General features: G+C 70.0%; 22 protein-coding genes and 2 pseudogenes. 16 read left to right on the forward strand and 8 right to left on the reverse strand.

All coding sequences use genetic code 11. From position 1 onward, the window contains the following. Positions 1-42: 42 nt before the first annotated feature. Positions 43-1,008, reverse strand: a complete 966-nt coding sequence (locus tag ACL02U_RS12505) for a helix-turn-helix transcriptional regulator (RefSeq protein ID WP_412790821.1) — start codon at positions 1,006-1,008, stop codon at positions 43-45. Positions 1,009-1,071: 63 nt separating this feature from the next. On the opposite strand from ACL02U_RS12505, the gene ACL02U_RS12510 reads away from it, so the two are divergent. Beyond that, complete coding sequence (locus ACL02U_RS12510) at positions 1,072-1,458, forward strand: VOC family protein (RefSeq protein ID WP_412790822.1); 387 nt, start codon at positions 1,072-1,074, stop codon at positions 1,456-1,458. 2 nt (positions 1,459-1,460) lie between these two features. Beyond that, entirely contained in the window at positions 1,461-1,787 is a 327-nt protein-coding gene (locus ACL02U_RS12515; protein ID WP_412790823.1) for a putative quinol monooxygenase, read from the forward strand. Between the two features lie 848 nt (positions 1,788-2,635). Here the strand turns inward: ACL02U_RS12515 and ACL02U_RS12520 are convergent. The 6 genes from ACL02U_RS12520 to ACL02U_RS12545 form a co-directional block, all read right to left on the reverse strand. Further along, positions 2,636-3,439 carry an aminoglycoside phosphotransferase gene (locus ACL02U_RS12520; protein WP_412790858.1) on the reverse strand — a complete coding sequence of 268 codons (804 nt, stop codon included), beginning with the start codon at positions 3,437-3,439 and terminating at the stop codon, positions 2,636-2,638. A gap of 123 nt (positions 3,440-3,562) precedes the next feature. Next, a complete protein-coding gene (locus ACL02U_RS12525; RefSeq protein ID WP_412790824.1) occupies positions 3,563-3,775 on the reverse strand; it encodes a hypothetical protein in 213 nt (70 codons plus the stop codon). After that, positions 3,772-4,932 (reverse strand): radical SAM protein, encoded by a 1,161-nt coding sequence (locus tag ACL02U_RS12530; protein ID WP_412790825.1) that lies wholly within the window; start codon positions 4,930-4,932, stop codon positions 3,772-3,774. Before ACL02U_RS12530 ends, ACL02U_RS12525 begins: the two co-directional genes overlap by 4 nt. A 227-nt stretch (positions 4,933-5,159) precedes the next feature. Then, on the reverse strand, positions 5,160-5,396 hold the full coding sequence (locus ACL02U_RS12535; protein WP_412790826.1) for a hypothetical protein: 237 nt from the start codon (positions 5,394-5,396) through the stop codon (positions 5,160-5,162). Continuing rightward, positions 5,393-5,806: a hypothetical protein gene (locus ACL02U_RS12540; protein WP_412790827.1), complete on the reverse strand. Its 414-nt coding sequence runs from the start codon at positions 5,804-5,806 to the stop codon at positions 5,393-5,395. The genes ACL02U_RS12535 and ACL02U_RS12540 overlap by 4 nt, the downstream gene beginning before the upstream one ends. Then, entirely contained in the window at positions 5,806-6,222 is a 417-nt protein-coding gene (locus ACL02U_RS12545; RefSeq protein ID WP_412790828.1) for a hypothetical protein, read from the reverse strand. Before ACL02U_RS12545 ends, ACL02U_RS12540 begins: the two co-directional genes overlap by 1 nt. Positions 6,223-6,342: 120 nt before the next feature. Here ACL02U_RS12545 and ACL02U_RS12550 point away from each other — a divergent pair, with 120 nt between their 5' ends. From ACL02U_RS12550 to ACL02U_RS12575, 6 genes and pseudogenes are all read left to right on the forward strand, one after another. Then, positions 6,343-7,386 carry a helix-turn-helix domain-containing protein gene (locus tag ACL02U_RS12550; protein WP_412790829.1) on the forward strand — a complete coding sequence of 348 codons (1,044 nt, stop codon included), beginning with the start codon at positions 6,343-6,345 and terminating at the stop codon, positions 7,384-7,386. Beyond that, positions 7,383-8,072, forward strand: a complete 690-nt coding sequence (locus ACL02U_RS12555; protein WP_412790830.1) for a YdcF family protein — start codon at positions 7,383-7,385, stop codon at positions 8,070-8,072. The genes ACL02U_RS12550 and ACL02U_RS12555 overlap by 4 nt, the downstream gene beginning before the upstream one ends. Then, entirely contained in the window at positions 8,014-8,808 is a 795-nt protein-coding gene (locus ACL02U_RS12560) for a WbqC family protein (protein WP_412790831.1), read from the forward strand. The genes ACL02U_RS12555 and ACL02U_RS12560 overlap by 59 nt, the downstream gene beginning before the upstream one ends. Further along, positions 8,805-9,366: pseudogene (locus tag ACL02U_RS12565) on the forward strand (flavoprotein). Before ACL02U_RS12560 ends, ACL02U_RS12565 begins: the two are co-directional and overlap by 4 nt. Positions 9,367-9,461: 95 nt before the next feature. Beyond that, entirely contained in the window at positions 9,462-9,659 is a 198-nt protein-coding gene (locus ACL02U_RS12570; protein ID WP_412790832.1) for a hypothetical protein, read from the forward strand. A 30-nt stretch (positions 9,660-9,689) separates the two neighbouring features. Beyond that, a pseudogene (locus ACL02U_RS12575) lies at positions 9,690-10,358 on the forward strand (tyrosine-type recombinase/integrase); the annotation flags it as partial. A 67-nt stretch (positions 10,359-10,425) separates the two neighbouring features. On the opposite strand, the gene ACL02U_RS12580 reads toward ACL02U_RS12575, so the two are convergent. After that, entirely contained in the window at positions 10,426-10,968 is a 543-nt protein-coding gene (locus tag ACL02U_RS12580; protein WP_412790859.1) for a hypothetical protein, read from the reverse strand. 688 nt (positions 10,969-11,656) lie between these two features. Between ACL02U_RS12580 and hemL the strand changes: the two genes are divergently transcribed. The 8 genes from hemL to ACL02U_RS12620 all read left to right on the forward strand — a co-directional run bounded on the left by hemL (position 11,657) and on the right by ACL02U_RS12620 (position 20,299). Then, positions 11,657-12,988 carry a glutamate-1-semialdehyde 2,1-aminomutase gene (gene hemL, locus ACL02U_RS12585; protein ID WP_412790833.1) on the forward strand — a complete coding sequence of 444 codons (1,332 nt, stop codon included), beginning with the start codon at positions 11,657-11,659 and terminating at the stop codon, positions 12,986-12,988. A 38-nt stretch (positions 12,989-13,026) separates the two neighbouring features. Next, the gene (locus ACL02U_RS12590; protein ID WP_412790860.1) at positions 13,027-13,674 is read left to right on the forward strand and encodes a histidine phosphatase family protein; all 648 of its coding nucleotides are present in this window, start codon (positions 13,027-13,029) and stop codon (positions 13,672-13,674) included. A 121-nt stretch (positions 13,675-13,795) separates the two neighbouring features. Further along, complete coding sequence (locus tag ACL02U_RS12595; protein ID WP_412790861.1) at positions 13,796-15,085, forward strand: hypothetical protein; 1,290 nt, start codon at positions 13,796-13,798, stop codon at positions 15,083-15,085. A 226-nt stretch (positions 15,086-15,311) separates the two neighbouring features. Continuing rightward, positions 15,312-15,944 carry a TlpA family protein disulfide reductase gene (locus ACL02U_RS12600; RefSeq protein WP_412790834.1) on the forward strand — a complete coding sequence of 211 codons (633 nt, stop codon included), beginning with the start codon at positions 15,312-15,314 and terminating at the stop codon, positions 15,942-15,944. A 1-nt stretch (position 15,945) separates the two neighbouring features. Further along, positions 15,946-16,716, forward strand: a complete 771-nt coding sequence (locus ACL02U_RS12605; RefSeq protein ID WP_412790835.1) for a cytochrome c biogenesis CcdA family protein — start codon at positions 15,946-15,948, stop codon at positions 16,714-16,716. A 3-nt stretch (positions 16,717-16,719) separates the two neighbouring features. Next, positions 16,720-18,630 carry a cytochrome c biogenesis protein ResB gene (locus tag ACL02U_RS12610; RefSeq protein ID WP_412790836.1) on the forward strand — a complete coding sequence of 637 codons (1,911 nt, stop codon included), beginning with the start codon at positions 16,720-16,722 and terminating at the stop codon, positions 18,628-18,630. After that, positions 18,627-19,736 (forward strand): c-type cytochrome biogenesis protein CcsB, encoded by a 1,110-nt coding sequence (gene ccsB, locus ACL02U_RS12615; RefSeq protein ID WP_412790837.1) that lies wholly within the window; start codon positions 18,627-18,629, stop codon positions 19,734-19,736. The genes ACL02U_RS12610 and ccsB overlap by 4 nt, the downstream gene beginning before the upstream one ends. A gap of 137 nt (positions 19,737-19,873) precedes the next feature. Then, on the forward strand, positions 19,874-20,299 hold the full coding sequence (locus ACL02U_RS12620) for an SRPBCC domain-containing protein (RefSeq protein WP_412790838.1): 426 nt from the start codon (positions 19,874-19,876) through the stop codon (positions 20,297-20,299). Positions 20,300-20,361 lie beyond the last annotated feature (62 nt).

Below are 20,361 nucleotides of genomic sequence, written 5' to 3' on the forward strand. Positions count from 1 at the left end.
CTTCGGCGACCGGACGGTGTTCGTTCCCGGTGCGATGTCCCTCTACCGGGGCTGACCGCTCACGTTGTCCTCGAACAGTTCCCGGGTGCGGCGCAGCAGCGCCTGCCGTACGTCGTCCGGTGACAGGACCCGCAGTGGTGTGGCAAGGCTCAGGAGGTACCTGGCGAGCCCGTCCGCGTCGGGGCCGCCGATATCGACGATCGTGGCGTCGGGGCCTTCCGGGCGGTGGGTACCGACCGTCTGCGGGATCAGCCGTAGTGCCTGGTCCATGGGCAGCGGGAGGCGGATCGTCACGTAGAGCGGATAGGCGCCGGTCGCGATGGAGCGGGAGACGAGCAGCGCCGGGTCGGGTGGGTCGATGAGCTCCACCGGGCGTCCGGTCGGCTGTATCCGGTCCACCCTGTCCGCGCGGAAGGTACGCCACTCGTCCCGCGTCACGTCCCGGGCGACGAAGTACCAACGGCGTCCCGTGTGCACCAGGCGGTACGGGTCGACGTCCCGGACCGTGGCCTTCCCCTCCCGGTCGCGGTACGACAGGCGGCAACGCTCCGCCCGGCGACACGCGCCGGCCAATTCCAGCAGTGTGCCGGGCGTGATCTGGGGTGCGCCGGGCCTTGCGGTGTGGACAAAGGCGGCATCCATCTCGCCCAGCCGGTCCGCGATCCGGCGCGGCAGAACCTGGCGCAGTTTCAGCAGAGCGGACAGCGCGGCCTGGTCACCGCCGAGAACGCCGCTGAGCGCGGCCTCGCGCAGCCCGACCGCCACGGCGAGTGCCTCTTCGTCGTCGAGGATCAGCGGCGGCACCCGGGATCCGGCCCGGAGGCGGTAACCGCCCCACGGCCCGGGGTCGGACTCGACTCCGTAGCCCAGCTCCCGAAGCCTGGCGACGTCCCGTCGCACCGTGCGCTCGGTGACCGCCATGTGGTCGGCCAGCTCGCCGCAGGTCCAGGACGGCCGTGCGGACAGCAGTGAGACCAGTCGCAGCAGGCGGGCGGATGTACTGATCACACCGTGAAGTGTCCCGCACGACCAGGACCGAAACTGTCCTGGTCCCGTCATAGCGTCTTCCTCATGAGCACTGGAAACGCGACCGCACCCGCAATCCGCTACGCGGCCGTCACATTCGACTGCCCGGACCCCGCCGAACTGGCCCGCTTCTACAGCGAGGCCCTCGGCCTGCCCGTCGCCTACTCCAGCGACGACTTCATTCTGCTCGGCACGGAGGGCTCGGCCGGACTGGGGTTCAACCGGCTGGCCGACTACCGACGGCCCACCTGGCCGGACCCTTCCCAGGAGAAGCAGGCCCACATCGAACTCGGCGTCGACGACCTGGAGGCCGCTCGTGCCCACCTGCTGGCCCTGGGTGCCGCCGAGCCCCCGACACAGCCGCAGCCCGACCGGTGGAGGGTCCTGCTGGACCCCGCCGGTCACCCGTTCTGCATCACCACCTTGGTCTGAACATGATCGGCAGACTGATGACCATGACCGCGCACCCGGGCAGGGGTGGCGAACTCGCCGCCGTCCTGCTGAGGGTCGCGGACAGGCTGCACGGCTTCCCCGGCTGCGAGATCTACCTGATCAGCCAGGACACAGCAGACCCGGACACGGTGCACGTCACCGAGGTCTGGCAGGACGAGGCCAGTGCGCAGGCCGCCCTCGCCGCCACGTCGCGCGCCGACGGCCCCGACCCCGCAGACGTCCTCGCGCTGCTGTCGTCCCCACCGCACCGCATGGACCTCACCGTCCTGGGCGGGGTGGGCCTCCCCGCTGACGACGGGCGGCCCTGACACACGTCCCCGGCCGCAGGAACAGCCTGCTCGGAGGCCAATCCGGCGGCCGGGCCGCGCGCCACCGGGCCCCGACATGCCCGTTGCGCCGCCGGCCTCCGCAGCGGGCGGGGGCAGGCGCTGCGCGGCGTGTCGGGCGCTGGCTGCCCTGGCCCGGGGCCGGGTGCGTGGCGCTCGCCTCCTCCCGGGCACGCAAAAGGGCGAGGCCCGTAGACCCCGCCCGACCTCTACGAAACCCCAGCTCAGGGCCACACCAGGCAGTACGCTTGATGCCCTGCGTCGTGCAGCCGGTGCGAGAAGTCCTGCCACTCGTGCAGCGATTGGTGGCGGGAGGGCGCTGACCTGCGGTTTCGCATGGAGATGTGCGTTGACCTGGGAAAACTCCTCTCGGTAGTTCTCACAGGTCAACGCCGTTTCCCGGGCTCATGTGCCCTGGATGTGCCCTCGCGGCGTCTCACCAGAGGGCGCCTTGCTCGGCTGACGGACGGGTAGTGGGCGGCGTCGCCGCCAGGCTCACTCGCGTCTTGGCGTTGATGGCACGAGGTTCCGTCGTCACGGCGCCCGCTTCACGCAGCTGCCGGATGGCCTCGATCACTTGGGCGGGCGAAGGCGGCTCAAGGGACTCGATGAGTTGCAAGGTCTCCCCCTCAGGGTGCTGTTGGGCGCCGCAGAAGAGGACGTTCCACTGTCTGCGTCCACGATGCTCCTCGTCTGGGCGCTCTACTGAAACCTTCGCTGCGGCAGTGAAGAACCTACTGAAGTCTTTCGTGCGCTACTGAAGCTTTCGGTGCGGTCCGACAGCCGGGCAGTCCGTCCGAATGCGTCCCCCCGATACCAGTACCTAGCGTCTATAGAGCCCAGTCCCGGACGCGCGCGAGCTCCGCCGCCCGCATCGCCATCCCCAATTTCCATGGTGTCCGCTCCACTTCAGCAATCTCCCGCCACAGTGCCGCCGTGGCCAAGCTGAACGCCGCGAGTGCCTCGGCCTTTGCGTCCCGCCAGGACGGAAACCGACAAGCGAAGGCGAGTGCCTCGTCCACGGAGTGCCCGGCGTCCATAAGCTGGAGAAGAAGGGCGCATGGGTCGATCCAGGCCGCCCCTTGGGTCGGCCAGGCCCAGTCGATGATTCGCGCACGGTCATCGGTGATCAGGACGTTGTCCGGGGCGAAATCGGTGTGCAGGAGGGCGTTGCCCTCGAAGTAGTGCAGGGAGCCCGGTGGTGCGTAGTCCGCCCACCGGTCGACGGCGTCCTTGAGACCGATGCCTGGGGGCGCTGTGACGTCCTGCAGCTCGACAAGCGCGGCTTCCACGAGCGGCAGGTCGGGTGAGCCTGGTGTGTAGTCGGCGTGGCGGCCGTCGATCACCTCGTAGCCGAGCAAGTACCAGCCGCCGAACTCCAGGTGCCAGTACAGGCGCGGACAGGATGCCGGCAAGTACGGGGCGACGGCTGCCTCGCGGCGTTGGGCAGCGACCTGGGGATGGTCGGACGGGATGCCCTTCACGAAGACCCTGCCCCCGTTCGTCTCCAGGACGGAGGCGATGCCGGAGTTCATGCCGCCCTGCGCGGTGGCCGCCCTGTGGACGGCGCCGGTCTTGTCAGCGATGGCCTGGCGGATGCCAGCGGGGAGCTGCTCGAAGGGGATGCGGGACATGGACACGCGCGGTTCCTCAGGGGGTGCTCGGGTACGGGGGAGTGCCGCCCTGGCCAGCGTACGGCCGGGACGGCACTCAAGGGGTGGAACAGGAGGGCGGTACGGGCGCCACCCGTGGTGGATCTAGTAGGGCTGGTCGTCACCGGCCGAGCAGCTGCCCTCGGCGCCCTCGGCGGCCTCGTCCAGGTCGGCGACGATCTGGAACTCATCGTCCTTGATCAACGTGGTGGTCAGCGGAACCGGCAGAACACCGGTCGGGCCGTCCGCCGGGCGGCGGCCGATGGTGAGCAGCACCGGCTCGCTGGGCGGGGTCAGGGTTGCGGTGGGCGGAGTCATGATCCGTAACCTCCATGCTGGCAGTAGAGCTCTCGTCGGTCCCCCGCCTCCTGGTAGAGCCTGGCCAGCGGTCGGCACGTGCGGCACGTGCCGACCTTCGTGCAGCCGGAGCATCCACCGGTGCGGAGCTGTAGGGACTCGGCGACCGCGCCGAGTCGGGGGAGGGCTTCGACGCCCTCGGTGATGAGGTTCACGCTTGGGTCGCGGCCGACCTTGCAGATCGACGCGATGCCGTGCGGGTTGACGTGGAAGAACGTGTGGCCGGCGTTGCAGCCGGTGAAGACGCTCCGGGCCTTGAGATGCCCCAGTGCCTGCGTCGCCAGGGGGTTGGCCTCACCGTCGATGGTGGGCGACATGTTCGTGAAGACCTGGTGCGGGAAGCCATACGACTTCGCGAGGTGCACCATCGCTTCTGTCTCGTGCGCGTTGCCGTCCGAGACGATCACGTTCAGGCGGACCGGCAGCCTGTCCTCGCGGGCGGCGTCCAGGCCCATCAGGAACCGGCCGAACGCCCCGCGGTTCCGCGTCACCTTGTCGTACGTCTCGGCGGTGGCACCGTAGACGCTCAGGGTCAGTCGGTATGGCCGGTGGCGGGCGAACAGGTCCCGGATCGGCTGCTTCCGCAGCGAGGAGCCATTGGATGAGACCTGGACCATCATCCCGAGCCGGTGGGCGTACTCGTACGCCGCGCCGAACTCGCGGTCGATCAGCGCCTCACCGCCGGTGATCTGCAACCACAAGACCCCGGCGTCCCTCAGCGTCTGCAGTAGCGCCTGCTTACCGGCCCAGTCCAGGCCCTCGAACCGCTTCTCCCCGAGGTAGCAGAACTCGCAGTCGTAATCACAGCCGAGGTTGATCTCCCATGACGCCTTGCCGTACCCGTACCGGGACCGCTCGCGGACGAGCACGACGTTCCCGACCGGCGACGCGGGCAGCTCGGTCCCCCACGCTTCCCGCGCCGCGTCGGCCAGCCAGTCCGGGACGGATCGGCCTTCCGCGCCGGCGGCCCGCAGCTCCTCGTAGCGGACCTCCGGGATACGCACGCCGGCTGCCCGGCCGGGCTGGACGAGGAGGTACTGAGCGAGAAACGGGCTGGCCACGAGCCGCGGAGCTGTTTTGGTCCCCCGCCTCTCGGCGCTGGTGTTCGTCACGGTCATGGAATCTCCACTGGTTGGGTATGAGCGGTCGGGCTTGGTAGTGGGCGGCGATCAGGTTGGCCGCCAGCTCACCGGTGGAACCCGCGCCAAGCGCGGGTCAGGGGTGTGATCCGTGCGTGTCGAGGCGGTCACGTCGATCGCGAAGCCCTACGAGGCGGACACAAGCACGATCAGCAGTGGTCCGGCGTAGCGGGCACCCTGCGTGACCTGGGCGGTGAGACGGTCGTTTACGGCTTCCACCAGGCCCTCCACGGGCGGGTGATGATCTCCCTGTACGTATGGTGCGAGGGATTGCGGCCACCGTGCGTGAACACCCAGCTCTGCGGGGCGGCGAAGTCGGTGCCGGGAGGCGAGGTCTCGCCACAGACCGCGCACTGCATTGCGTACGTGGTGGGCTCTGCGTCGGGTTCCCGGTCGGGCTGGAGGGTCCACTCCTGGTGGCGGATGATCGTGCGGCTGGTCATCGAACCGTCTCCAGAGCTGTGGCGACGTACGGGTGCTGGAGAGCAGCGCGGAGGGCCTCCGTGTCGGTGAGGGTGTCGTCGTCAGGCAGCTCGCACCACCCGCCGAACCAGTCGTCGAGCAGCTCCAGGCCGGGTGCGACGAGCCAGGAGTTGGTGGAGAGGTGCCGCACCGGCAGATCGTCCCAACTGGTTGCGGTGCCGGTCGGGACGGCGAAGTAGAGACGCCCGTTGGGCCTGTCGTAGAGCACGGGGCCGACGGAAGTACCGATGCAGCGCAGATAGGCCAGGGCTAGGAGGCCGATCTCGGCGGAGGTGCGCACGACGTCCCAGCCGTCGCCGACCTTCAGCAGCCTCAGCCCCGGCACGTCGTTCACCATGGGAGCCCTTCGCAACGCATCGCGCACGGACATCACGCATCCCTCTGCGGCCGGAAGCTGTGGCTCGCGCCAAGCGAAGAGGCGGATTCCGTGGTCGGCGTGAGGCGGCGGACCACGATCAGACGAGCGCCTGCTGCTGTTATCTGCCGCCTGCGCTCGGTACCGAGGCCCTTCGGGCCGAGGTGGCTGAGAGCCGGAACCACGGCACCGTAGGCATCGGGGAGTTCGAGCGCGTCGAGCAGACCGACGAAGGCCGGGGACCGGTTGATCACCGTGGAGTCGCGTTCGGTGAAGACACCGCACAGGGCCAGTTCGTGCCGTTCGCAGTACTCGGTGAGGCAGTCGACGAGCGCCGCGTGGCGGGGCAGCCCGCCGGTGATGTGGCGTAGGTAGCCGAAGACCTGGGGGAAGGCGACGGGGCGGCGTTCGGTGATGAGGTCGTCGTCCATGCCCCATAGCGTCGGCCGTCGTGAACGGCCTCGAAATGACCTGCTGTTGTACTTCCGTTGCACTTCCCACCCCACGTCGTCACCGACAGTGCTTCCATACGTGACGGAGGGAGGTCATCCGTGGTCAGCGTGCAGCAATGGACAGGTCGGGAGGCGAGCGCCCTGCGCGCCGCGTTGCGTATGAGCACGCGCGCTTTCGCCGAGCACCTCGGTGTCGCGCTGCGCACGGTTGCGAAGTGGGAGAGCCTCGGCGCGGAGACACAGCCCCGACCGGACACCCAGGCCATCCTCGACACCGCACTCGCACGGGCGGATTCCGCCGCCCAAGCCCGCTTCGAGGCAATGCTGTTCCCTGGGCGGAAGAGCGCGCGGCCGGCGGACTACGAGACCTGGACCGAGGACATCGAGCGCGCTGTTGTCTGCATCAGCCGTCAGGACTTCCCGTTCGCCTCAACCCTGTTGAACCGCTGGTTGGGCAGCCGTGCACCCCAGCAGCTGGACGACAAGGGTCTCTATTTGTACGGCCGTTCCCTCGTGCTCCTGGGCGACCTCCAGCGCGATCAGGGCGCGATCCTCGGCCCACTCTCCGCCCGCCACTCCTACCTGACCGCCCGCGGCATGTTCACCGAGCTCGACGTCCCACTCCGGGTGGCTCAGATCGAGCTGTCCCTGGCCGTCGTTCAGGAGATGTCGGGCGAATTGGAGTCCTCCGCTCGCCACTACGAACACCTCGCCGGGGACCAGCGCCTGAGCCCGCGTGACCGTGCCAGGGCGCGGCTGTGGGTGGGTACGGCGCTGAGCAAGGAGGGCGACAACGAGTACGCCACCAACGCGATGACGGCCGCCACTCGTGCCTTCGAGGACCTGGGCGAGCCGGAGGACTGGTCGGTCGCCCACCAGAAGCTGGCCCTGGCCCATCGCGGTGCCGGCGACCTGAAGCAGGCACTGCACTACATCGACATCGCGCGCACCACCGGCACAGTCGACTCCCCGATGCAGCGGGTGAGGCTGGACACCGCGTACGGGCACATCCTTCTGTCGGATGCGGCGACCCGGAATGATGGGCTGTCCGTCCTCGATCAGGCGGCACAGGTGGCCCGGCAGTACGGGCTGAGCCACCAGCTGCGCAGTATTGAGGGCATCCGAAAGGGCCAGCAAGGATGAGCCAGGGAGTGCCAGTGCCGGATCACCAGCAGCGCCAGATCACCGACGAGCAGTTCCACGACGCGACGCTGATCTGGAATTACCACCAGATGGGCCACGAGCTGCGGCCCTGCTCGGCGGCGATCGGCCTGGGCAGCCACGACCTCGGGGTCGCGACTACTGCGGTCGACCTTTATCGCGCCAGCCTTTTCCCGGTCGTGATCTTCAGCGGCGGCAACAGCCCCACCACCCGGGCTCGCTTCCCGCGCGGCGAGGCCGTCCACTACCGCGAGCACGCGCTGAGCCTGGGGGTGCCGGACGAGGCGATCATCGTGGAGTCGAAGGCCGCCAACACCGGCCAGAACATCACCTTCTCTCGCGAGCTGCTGGCCGAGGCCGGGGTGGAGGTGCAGTCGCTGCTGCTGATCTCCAAGCCGTACATGGAGCGCCGCTCGTATGCGACCTGCCGCAAGCTGTGGCCCGAGGCTGAGGGCGTGTGCGCCTCGGAGCCACTGGAGTTGGACGACTACATCAAGTCCATCGGCGACGAGAAGCTCGTCGTCGACATGCTCGTCGGGGACCTGCAACGGGTGATCGAGTACCCGAAACTCGGCTTCGCTGTCGAGCAGGACGTACCGGGGGATGTGTATGACGCTTACGGGCGCCTCCTGGGCGCCGGCTTCGACAGCCGCCTCATCAGTACCTGAGCCGCCCAGCGCCGATGCGTCGGGCGGGCTGTGCGCGATCCACCAACCCAACCTGTTTCCCAGGCTGTGCACGCTGGCGAAGCTGTTCTCCGCGGACCGCTGGATCGTTCTGGACGACGTGCAGTTCGCCCGGCGCGACTACCAGCACCGCGCCCGTCTCGCCGCCCTGGACGATCCATCCCGACAGCAGTGGCTCACGCTCCCGACGCACCTTCCCCACGGGCGCCCGACGCTGATTAGCCAGGCGCGGCTCGTTGATCCGCGTCGCTCCCGCCGGACGATCCAGCTCCTCGTCCGCCAGTACTACGGCCGCAGCCCCTACTGGGGTGCGGTGTCCGAGGTACTGGACGCGCTCGACGACTCGGACCGTGTGGCCGACCTCGCGAGGGCATCGACGATCGCCCTGCTCAGCGCTCTCAGCTGGTCGGGGAAGGTGCAGGACAGCAGCGCGATCCCGACCCGGCAAGGCCGCTCCGAGCGCCTCGCCGACCTTGCAGCAGCCACCGGCAGCACCCACTATCTCTGCGGCATCGGTGGACTGCGTTACCTCGACGCCGCTCCCTTCGACACCCACGGCATTCCTGTGCTGCCCTTCCACACCCGTGTGGATGACCCGCTCTGGCGGTGGGCCCGTCGATCCAGCAGCCTGTGGGCCCTGAGCAAGATCGGGCCCGATGCGTTGGCCGACCAGATGGCCGCCCAACGAGAAGCCCACCATCCTGGAGCCCACGCGTGACCGAGCCCACCACCAAGGAACCGGACAAGAGGCCCTTCCTGTACGTCGTCGTCTGCGCGTCCGGCATCGCCGGTGACGTCGGCAAACTGATCATCGCCGCGTAGGAACGGGACTGGGACGTCGGGGTCGTCGCCACCCCGCAGGGGCTGGGCTTCCTCGGCACCGAGGCGATCGAGGCCCAGACCGGCTATCCGATTCGCTCGGCCTGGCGCACACCCGGTGAGCCACGACCGCTGCCGCCTGCGGACGCGATCGCGGTTGCGCCGGCCACCTTCAACACGGTCAACAAGTGGGCCGCCGGCATCTCCGACACCCTCGCCTTGGGCATCCTGTGCGAGGCGTACGGCATGGACATCCCGACCGCTGTCCTGCCCTACCTGAACTCGGCCCAGGCCGCCCACCCCCGCATACCGCCGGAGCCTGGAGCACCTGCGCGAGATGGGCGTTCTGATCGGCTCGTACGAATCGCATCGGCCCAAGGCCGGCGGTGGCGCGGATCGATACCGCTGGGAGGAGGCGTTGGAGCTCCTCGCCCCTGTGGTGTCCGTGGCGACGTGATCAGCGCTGTCGCCCCTTGGCCTCCGGAACGAATGGGGGCGTGGTCGGGCGTTGCGTTGTGTGGTGGGCGTTGGCTTTCTGGGCTCGGGGGCCAGGTGGGTGGCGCTCGCCGAGGCGGCGGATCCGCCAGGTCAAGGCGCGAGTGGGACGCCGCCGTCGAACGCCTCGCCACCGCCGGCCTGATCGAACTGCACGATGAGTGGATCGCCTTCCCCCGCCGTTACCTCTCCAACGAGAGCATGGACAGCCTCTATCCGGACAAGACCGCTCTGCTACCCGCCACCGACGAATGATCGCTTACACCACGCCAAGGGGCACGACCCCTGCGTCAGGGCGAGGTGTTCGGTTTCGCTGTCGAGGACATCGACTTCAAGGGCGGCTGGATCCACGTCAACCGCCAGGTGCGGCTCGTCGGCACGAAGCCCGTCTTCGCCCTCCCCAAGGGCAACAAGGTTCGGTCGGTGCCCCTACCGGCCCAGCTTGCCGTCGCCGTCAGGGCCCACATGAAGGAGTTCCCGGCGGTCGAGGTCACCCTGACCAAACCGGACGGTGAGCCGAAGACCTTCCGCCTCCTCTTCGTCGACGCGAAGGAGCGGGCGTACAACCGCAGCGTCTTCAACATGGGCGACTGGAAGCGCGCCCTTGCTGCCGCCGGAGTGATCCCACCCCGCGAGCGCGGCGCACGCTACCTCCAGGCGGCCCCCGAGGACGGCATGCACGCCCTCCGGCACGCCTACGCGTCCGTACTCCTGGACGCGGGGGAGAGCATCAAGGCACTCTCCGAGTACCTCGGCCACTCGGACCCGGGCTTCACGCTGCGGACGTACACGCACCTACTGCCGTCCAGCGAGACCCGCACGCGCAAGGCGATCGACGACGCCTTCACGGAAACGGAAGCCGAGGCGGAAGACGACGGCGACCCGCCCGCAGCCCAGGGCACATCAGTACCCCCAGCAAAACCAATGTGCCCTCAATGTGCCCTGGCCGCCTGACGGCCCCCCTCCGGCACCCAAAAGGGCGAGGCCCGAAGACCCCGCCCGATCCGCAAGAAACCCCAGGTCAGGGCCACACCAGGCAGTACGCCTGATGCCCCGCGTCGTGCAGCCGGTGCGAGAAGTCCTGCCACTCGTGCAGCAGCTGGTAGACGTTGAACGCGTCGCGGGGGCCGCCCCGGTCGGGGACCGTGGACCAGATGAAGGCGGCGGCGCCCACCGCCTCCTCGCCTATGTCGCGCAGGGGGTCGACCACCGTCATGGGGAGCTTCACGACCGCGTAGTCGGGGTGCAGGACGACCAGTTCCAGGGGCGGGACCCGGTGCAGGGGAACGCCCTCTATGCCGGTGAGGACCATGGCCGCCATGGTCTCCGGCTTGATCTTGGTGAACATGCCGCCCATGCCGAGCTCGTCGCCGCCGAGTTCCTCGGGACGCATGGAGACAGGGACGCGGGCCGCGGTCGCGCCGTCCGGAGCGCCGAAGTACTTGTACGTCACCCCCACCCGACCACCATTCCTGCTCTCCGCCCGCGGGCGTTCGACCCGGTCCTTCCGGCCCGCCCGGTCGGCCCGCTCCACACGGCGGTCCACCCGGTCCACCTGGTCCATACGGTCGAGGCGCTCGGTGTGTTCGATCCGGTCCCGGCGATCCGTCCGCTCCACCCGTTCGATGCGGTCGGCCCGCTCGGCCCAGTCGGTCCGCTCCACCCGTTCGATGCGGTCGGTCCGCTCCGCCCGTTCCAGGCGGTCGGCCCGCTCGGCCCGTTCCAGGCGGTCGGTCCGGCGTTCGGAACGCCGGTCGGTCCGCTCCGGCTCACCCGGAGAACCCTGTTCCTGACGCGCTTGTGCCGTTTCCTCCGCTTCGCGCCGGTGCCTTCCCCGCCGGGCACGTCGAGGACCCAGGTCGTCAGTCCCCTCGCCCAGTCCGCCACCGCGATGCATATCTCCACCCGACTGATTTTTTCTGGGGCGCGTGGCCGCCGCCCCGCGACCCGATCACCGTGTGCCAGTGACCTCCCCCGCGGCCGCTCGCCGAAACGTGCGGTGAAACATCTGTCCGTGCAAGGGATACGGCCCCCGGTCACCATGACCTGGATGAGCTGTGTGTCTCCGCCTGTGTGTCTCCGCCTGTGTGTCGCCCTCAGTCTCGCAGATGGCGGCGCGCGGGAGGGGATCGATCGGCCGACCGGTCGGCGGAAGGCGCCCCGCCGCCCCCGGGATCCGCTGGCCTACTCTGAGGAGGTCATCCAGCAACCGGAGCCGAGAGCGGCGGAACAGGTCGGAGAAGTCGCAGGTCATGAGCGAATCGCCCCATGCAGGATCGCCGTATCCCTATGAAGCGCCTGCCTCGCAGGCACTGTTCGACCGTGCGGCCGCCGTCACGCCGGGTGGCGTGAACTCACCGGTGCGCGCCTTCCGGGCCGTGGGCGGCACGCCCCGGTTCATGGTGTCCGGCAACGGTCCCTACCTCACCGACGCCGACGGGCGCGAGTACGTCGACCTGGTCTGCTCCTGGGGGCCGATGATCCTGGGCCACGCGCACCCGGAGGTGATCGCCGCCGTGCAGGCGGCCGTCGCGCGCGGCACCTCCTTCGGCACGCCCGGTGAGGGCGAGGTCGCACTCGCCGAGGAGATCGTCGCCCGGGTCGAGCCGGTGCAGCAGGTGCGGCTGGTGTCCAGCGGCACCGAGGCCACCATGTCGGCGATCAGGCTGGCGCGCGGCTTCACCCGGCGGGCCAAGGTGGTCAAGTTCGCCGGCTGCTACCACGGCCACGTCGACTCGCTGCTGGCCTCCGCCGGCTCCGGGGTGGCGACCTTCGCGCTGCCCGACACCCCCGGTGTCACCGGCGCCCAGGCGGGCGACACGATCGTCCTGCCGTACAACGACCTGGACGCCGTGCACGAGGCCTTCCGCGCCCACCCCGGTGAGATCGCCTGCGTGATCACCGAGGCCTCGCCCGGGAACATGGGCGTGGTGCCGCCGCTGCCCGGTTTCAACCAGGGGCTCAGGGACGCCTGCGCCGAGAACGGCGCCCTGTACGTCTCCGACGAGGTGATGACCGGCTTCCGCACCAGCAGGGCCGGCTGGTACGGCGTCGACGGCGTCGCGCCCGACCTGATGACCTTCGGGAAGGTGATGGGCGGCGGCTTCCCCGCCGCCGCGTTCGGCGGCCGCGCCGACGTGATGGCGCACCTGGCGCCCGCCGGGCCGGTCTACCAGGCCGGCACGCTGTCGGGGAACCCGGTCGCCACGGCCGCGGGCCTCGCCCAGCTGCGGCTGCTCGACCAGGCCGCGTACGACACCGTGGACGCGGTCTCCGCGCAGATCCGGTCGCTGGTCACCGAGGCGCTCACCAAGGAGGGTGTGGCGCACCGGGTGCAGACGGCCTCCAACATGTTCTCCGTGTTCTTCACGGACCGGCCGGTGCGCGGCTACGAGGACGCCAAGGCGCAGGAGTCCTTCCGCTTCACCGCCTTCTTCCATTCCCTGCTGGCCGACGGCGTCTACCTGCCGCCGTCGGCGTTCGAGTCCTGGTTCGTCTCAGCCGCGCACGACGAGCGGGCCGTCCAGAAGATCGCCGACGCCCTTCCGGCGGCGGCCCGAGCCGCTGCGGAGGCGACCGCGTGACCACCGGAAGCAACGGCGACCTGACCGTCGTCCACGTGATGCGGCACGGCGAGGTCGACAACCCGGACGGCATCCTCTACGGGCGCCTGCCCGGCTACCACCTGTCCGGGCTCGGGCGGCAGATGGCCGAGCGGGTCGCCGAGCACCTGGCCTCCCGCGACGTCACGTACGTGTGCGCCTCCCCGCTGGAGCGGGCGCAGGAGACGGCGACGCCGATCGCCAAGGCGCACGGGCTGGACCTGGCGACCGACGCGCGCCTCATCGAGGCGGAGAACGTCTTCCAGGGCAAGACCTTCGGTGTCGGGGACGGCGCGCTGCGCAAGCCCGACAACTGGAAGCACCTGGTCAACCCGTTCAAGCCGTCGTGGGGCGAGCCCTACGTGGACCAGGTGGTGCGGATGAAGGGCGCCCTGGACGCGGCCCGGGACCAGGCGCGCGGCCATGAGGCGGTGCTGGTCAGCCATCAGCTGCCGATCTGGATCGTGCGGTCGTGGGTGGAGGGGCGCCGGCTGTGGCACGACCCGCGGCGGCGGCAGTGCTCGCTCGCCTCCCTGACCACGTTCACCTACCGGGGTGACCGGATCGTGTCCGTCGGCTACACCGAGCCGGCCCGCGACCTGGTCCCGGCCCATCTCCTGCCCGGTGCCAAGCCGGTGAAGGGGAAGGGGAAGGCGTTCGGTGCCTGAGATACGCACTATGACAAACTTGTAACATTTATTGCCGGTTCGCTGCTGGAAGTCGGGAACCTCCCGGTTCATCCTGTGCTCTGACTATGTGACAGAAGAGGACGAGACGATCGGGGAAGCAATGCACGCTCTCACTCGACGGGGCATGCTCGGACTCGGCGCGGGCGCGGCCGCCGCCACGCTCGCCGGATGCGGCGGCCCTACCGGGTCGGACGGGCCGGACCGCCCGTCCGGTTCCGGTAGCGGCGGTTCGGGTCCGAGCGCGGGCGGCTCGGGCAGGGGCGGTCCGGGTTCGGCCGCTGCGTCGCCGACCGGCCGCCCCGCCCGGCCCCTGGGCGACGGCTCCACCTCCTACACCGGCAAGCAGCCCCACCAGCCCGAGCCGCCGCAGCCGCTGGAGCCGGGTCAGCGGCCCCCGCAGTTCGTGGTGTTCTCCTGGGACGGGTCCGGCGAGGTCGGCAACGGCCTCTTCCCGCGCTTCCTCGACCTGGCCAAGGAGCACGGCGCGAGCATGACCTTCTTCCTGTCCGGGCTGTACCTGCTGCCCGAGGCGAAGAAGCGGATGTACCACCCGCCCAACAACCCGCCGGGCGCCTCCGATATCGGCTACCTCACCGACGAGCACATCCGGCTGACGCTGGACGGCGTGCGGCGCGCCTGGCTCGAGGGGCACGAGGTGGGCACCCACTTCAACGGGCACTTCTGCACCGGGCGCGGCTCGGTCGCCCACTGGACGCCGCAGCAGTGGCGCAGTGAGATCGACCAGGCGAAGTCGTTCGTGAAGGAGTGGCGCACCAACACCGGCTGGACCGACGTGCCGCCGCTGCCCTTCGACTACGACAAGGAGCTCGTCGGCGGCCGCACTCCCTGCCTGCTCGGCCAGGACAACCTGCTGCCGACCGCCCGTGAGCTGGGCTGGCGCTACGACGCGTCCTCGCCGGGCGGCCTGCAGGTGTGGCCGCACAAGAAGCAGGGTGTGTGGAACGTGCCGTTGCAGCAGCTCCCCTTCCCCGGGCACACCTTCGAGGTGCTCTCGATGGACTACAACATCCTGGCCAACCAGTCCCACAACTCCACCAAGGCGCCCGCCTACCACTACCCCGCCTGGCGGAAGCAGGCCCAGGAGTGCTACCTGGCCGGCTTCAAACGGGCGTACGAGACAAATCGCGCACCTCTCTTCATCGGCAACCACTTCGAGGAGTGGAACGGCGGCATCTACATGGACGCCGTCGAGGAGACCGTCAAGCACATCGCGCGGGAACGGGACAACGGCGCGGACGTGCGCCTGGTCTCCTTCAAGCAGTTCGCGGACTGGATGGACGTCCAGAAGCCCGAGGTGCTCGACGCGCTGCGCACCCTGGACGTCGGGCGGAGTCCGGTCGGCGGCTGGTCGGCCCTCACCGCGGCCTGAGTGCAGCCGGGCGGCGTTCGCGCCGCCCGCCCGCCTCCCGTGCCGCCCGCCTCCCGTGCCTCCCGTGCCGCCCGTCGCCCGCCCGCTCGCCTGCCCGTGGCGGCCGCCCCCGGCGGCCGCTCGCGCCGGCCGCCCCTCCGGGCCGTCGCAGCCGGTCTGAAATGCGCGGTTTCCCCGACAAGGGGGGTGCCGGAGATCGCTGGAACGGGCATGCGAAACTTTTCACATGAGTGCCGCCCACCGCGCCCCCCAGCGCTCGTACCGCAGCCGCCGCACCCGCAGCCGCGCCGTCCTGCTCGCCGCCGCGACGGCGGCCGGCACCCTGATCCTTTCGGCATGCAGTTCGGGCGGCACCTCCGGCGGCGGTGGCGACACCAACTTCATCACCGGCGACAACGGCATCGCCACCGTGGCGAAGGGCAAGCGGAACGCGGCCCCCGAGCTGTCCGGCGAGACCATCGACGGCAAGCAGCTCAGCACCGCCGACTACAAGGGCAAGGTCCTCGTCGTCAACGTGTGGGGCTCCTGGTGCGGGCCGTGCCGCGCCGAGGCGAAGAACCTGGAGAAGGTCTACCAGGACACCAAGGGCCAGGGCGTCCGGTTCGTCGGCATCAACACCCGCGACACCAGCACCACGCCCGCCCGCGCCTTCGAGAAGTCGTACGGCGTCACCTACCCGAGCCTGTACGACCCGACGGGCAAGCTGATGCTCCGCTTCCGGAAGGGCACGCTCAACCCGCAGCTCATCCCCTCCACGCTCGTCATCGACCGCGAGGGGAACATCGCGGCCCGCGCGCTCCAGGCACTGAGCGAGGAGAAGCTGCGCGGCATGGTCGAGCCGGTCCTCGCGGAGAAGTGACGTGACCGCAGTGTCCACGCTGGCCGCCGACGGCTACAACGGAACGGTGCTCAACGGCGCCCTGCTGGTGGCCCTGCCGGTTGCCGTGCTCGGCGGGCTGATCTCCTTCTTCTCCCCGTGCGTGCTGCCGCTCGTCCCCGGCTACCTCTCCTACGTCACCGGCGTCAGCGGCACCGACCTGGCCGAGGCCCGGCGCGGCCGCATGGTCGCGGGAGCATCCCTGTTCGTCCTCGGCTTCACCGCCGTGTTCGTCTCCGGCGGAGCGCTGTTCGGGTTCTTCGGGCAGACCCTCCAGAGCTACAAGGACACCCTGTCCACGGTGCTCGGCGCGGTCATGATCCTCATGGGCGTGTTCTTCATGGGCCTGATGCCCTGGCTCACCCAGCGGGAGTTCCGTTTCCACCGCCGCCCGGCCGGCGGGCTGATCGGCGCGCCCGTGCTGGGCGCCCTGTTCGGCGTCGGCTGGACGCCCTGCGTCGGGCCCACCCTCGCCTCCGCGCAGTCGCTCGCCATGCAGCAGGCCAGCGCCGGACGCGGTGCCATACTGACCGTCGCCTACTGCCTCGGCCTCGGGGTGCCGTTCGTGCTCGCCGCGGTCGCCTACCGCAAGGCGCTCGGCGCCTTCGGCTGGGTCAAGCGCCACTACGTCTGGGTGATGCGCCTCGGCGGCACCATGATGATCGTGACCGGGCTGCTGCTGCTGACCGGCGCGTGGGACCGCATCGTGCAGGAGATGCAGACCTGGTCCAACGGCTTCACTGTGGGGATCTGATCGATGAGCAAGTCCACCGCCTCCGACCCGGCCCCGGCCCCGTCCCCCGACCGGGCCGCGGCCGAGGAGCACGACCTCGGTGCCGCGGGCTCCCAGCTCTCCACCGCCCCCAAGGAGGAACTGCCCGGGCTGCCCTCCCTCGGGGTCGTCGGCTGGGTGCGCTGGTTCTGGCGGCAGCTCACCTCCATGCGGGTGGCGCTGCTGCTGCTCCTGCTGCTGTCGCTGGCCGCGATCCCCGGCTCGCTGATCCCGCAGACCGGCATCGACGCAACCAAGGTCGCCGCGTTCCGCAAGGAGCACACCGCCCTCGCACCGGTCTACGACAAGCTCGGCCTGTTCCACGTCTACAGCTCGGTGTGGTTCTCCGCGATCTACATCCTGCTGTTCGTCTCCCTCATCGGCTGCATCGTCCCGCGCACCTGGCAGTTCGTCGGCCAGCTCCGCGGCCGCCCGCCGGCCGCGCCCAAGCGGCTGACCCGGCTGCCCGCGTACACCACCTGGCGCACCGCGGCCGAGCCGGAGGAGGTCCGCGCGGCCGCCCTCGCCCTGCTGCGGAAGCGCCGATTCCGCGCCCACGCCACCGGTGACGCGGTCGCCGCGGAGAAGGGCTACCTGCGCGAGGTGGGCAACCTGGCCTTCCACGTGGCGCTGATCGTGATGCTGGTCGCCTTCGCCTGGGGCCAGCTCTACAAGTCCGAAGGCGACAAGCTGATCGTCGAGGGCGACGGTTTCACCAACACCCTCACGCAGTACGACGACTTCAAGTCCGGCAGCCTCTTCTCCCAGGACGACCTGGAACCGTTCAGCTTCACCCTGAAGGACTTCCAGGGCACCTACGAGCTCACCGGCCCCAACCGCGGCACCCCGCGCACCTTCCAGGCGAAGATCGTCTACAGCGTGGGCGCCTACGGCAGGGACAAGGCGACCACCATCAAGGTCAACGAGCCGCTGGAGATCGGCGACTCCAAGGTCTACCTGGTCAGCCACGGCTACGCGCCCGTGATGACGGTCCGCGACGCCCGCGGCGAGATCGTCATGAACCACCAGGCGGTCCCCATGCTGCCGCTCGACGGCAACGTCACCTCCAGCGGCGCCATCAAGGTGATGGACGGCTACCGCAACGCCGCCGGCGGGACGGAGCAGATCGGCGTCAAGGCGTTCTTCTACCCCACCTACGGCGGCGTCGGCACCGAGGCCGGCTCCCAGTTCCCGGCCCTGCTGAACCCGCTGCTCAACCTGGAGCCCTACCACGGGGACCTGGGCGTGAACTCCGGCCTGCCGCAGAGCGTGTACCAGCTCGACAAGTCCCACCTGAAGGGCTTCAAGGACGCCGACGGCAAGCAGGCCCGCGCCAACCTCAAGCCCGGCGAGACCATGAAGCTCCCGAACGGAGAGGGCTCGATCACCTTCGAGGGCGTCCAGGAGTGGGCCGGCTTCCAGGTGACCCGCCAGCCCGCGAGCGGCTGGGCCCTGGCCGGTGCGCTCACCGCGATCCTCGGCCTCGCCGGGTCCCTGTTCATCCAGCGCCGCCGCGTCTGGGTGCGGGCGGTCCGCGGCGAGGACGGCGTCACGGTCGTCGAGATGGGCGGGCTGGGCCGAAGCGAGTCCGCCAAGGTCCCCGAGGAGCTGGGCGACCTCGCCGGCCGCCTCTGGTCGCAGGCCCCCGCCCCGGACACCCCGGACGACGCGGACGGCCCCGGCGACCCGGGCGACTCGTCCGGTCCGGACGCCCCTTCCGCCGAGCAGGCGCCGACCGCCGAGCAGGCGCCTTCCACCGAGCAGGCGCCCTCCACCGCGCAGGCGCCCTCCACCGAGCACGCGCCCTCCACCGAGGACGCGCCTTCCGACCCCGATCGCGGAGACGACCCCCACGACTCCGCAGTCGTACCTGCCGAAGGGGCTGAACAGCAGTGACACCCGCCGCCGCAACCGAACTGGCCGCCGCGACCAACGAACACCTCGCGCACATCAGCAACACGCTGGTCTACTCGTCGATGGCCGTCTACACGCTGGCCTTCCTCGCGTACATCGCCGAGTGGCTGTTCGGCAGCCGCAGCAAGGTCGGCCGTACCGCCGCCGCGCTCACCGCGACGCGCGCGGAGCAGCCGCAGGCCCGGAAGGCGCCTGCCGTCACCGTGCAGAAGGCCGGCGGTACCGCCGTGCTGGAGCGGCCCGAGGTCGTGGTGCGCTCCTCGGCCGGCTCCCGCGACGTGCCCGACGGTCCGGGTGCGCACGGCGGGGACGAGCAGGGCGACCTCTACGGCCGGATCGCGATCTCGCTGACCGTGCTGGCCTTCCTCGTCGAACTCGGCGGGGTGATCGCGCGTGCGGCGTCCGTGCAGCGTGCCCCCTGGGGCAACATGTACGAGTTCAACATCACCTTCTCCACGGTGGCCGTCGCCGTCTACCTCGCTCTGCTGGTGCTGAAGAAGAACGTCCGCTGGCTGGGCCTGTTCCTGACCACCACGGTCCTGCTCGACCTGGGCCTGGCCGTCACCGTCCTCTACACCGCCAGCGACCAGCTCGTGCCCGCGCTGCACTCGTACTGGCTGTACATCCACGTCTCCACCGCGATCATCTGCGGTGCGACCTTCTACGTCGGCGCGGTCGCGACGATCCTGTACCTGTTCAAGGACTCCTACGAGAGCAAGCTGGCCGGCGGCGGCACCCCGGGCCGGTTCGCCAACTCGGTCCTGGACCGGCTGCCCGCGGCCTCCTCCCTCGACAAGTTCGCCTACCGCGTCAACGCGGCCGTCTTCCCGCTGTGGACGTTCACGATCATCGCGGGCGCGATCTGGGCCGGCGACGCCTGGGGCCGCTACTGGGGCTGGGACCCGAAGGAGACCTGGTCGTTCATCACCTGGGTCGCCTACGCCGGCTACCTGCACGCCCGCGCCACGGCCGGCTGGAAGGGCCGCAAGGCCGCCTACCTGGCGATGATCGCCTTCGGCTGCTGGCTGTTCAACTACTACGGCGTCAACATCTTCGTCTCCGGCAAGCACTCCTACGCGGGCGTCTGAGCCGCCGGCCCCGGACTCCGGCCGGCCGGCGGGCTGACCGGCCGGGTCCCGGGGCTGCCTGTCGTGCACAGTGAGATATCCCCAGGTCAGCGCCTGTAAGGGGTGCATTTCGCCTGATGTGGAGGCACGCTGGAGCCATGACCGGATCCATCGAACAGGGCACCAGCCAGACCCGCGGGGCGACGCACATCCTGCACTTCCTGGTGCGCCTTCCCCAGCCCATGGAGAAGGTCTGGCCGGCGCTCTCCACCCAGGAGGGACTGGCAGCCTGGTGCACCACCGCCGACGTCCTGGAACCCCGGCTCGGCGGTCTCGTCGCGCTGCGGGACCTCGGGACGGGCCGGGTCACCGCGTGGGACGTGGACCGGGTCGCCGAGTACAGCGTGGAGGACGGCGGCCGGATCCGCTTCCACCTGGAACGCGACGGCGAGAACGGCTCCGTCCTCCGCTTCACCCACGAGTTCCGGGGCGAGCAGCAGACCGAGCAGGCCTGGCGGACCCGATTCGAACGATTGGTTGAGTGGTGGCAGCCGTCGTCTCGCTCCGAGAGTCCGCCCGCCTAGACGTGCTGACCGGAGAGGTGGGTGACGCGGCCGGACACGTTCGGGGCGCGGCCCCGGATCCG

This window comes from Streptomyces sp. MS06, assembly GCF_047200655.1.
GTDB lineage: Bacteria > Actinomycetota > Actinomycetes > Streptomycetales > Streptomycetaceae > Streptomyces.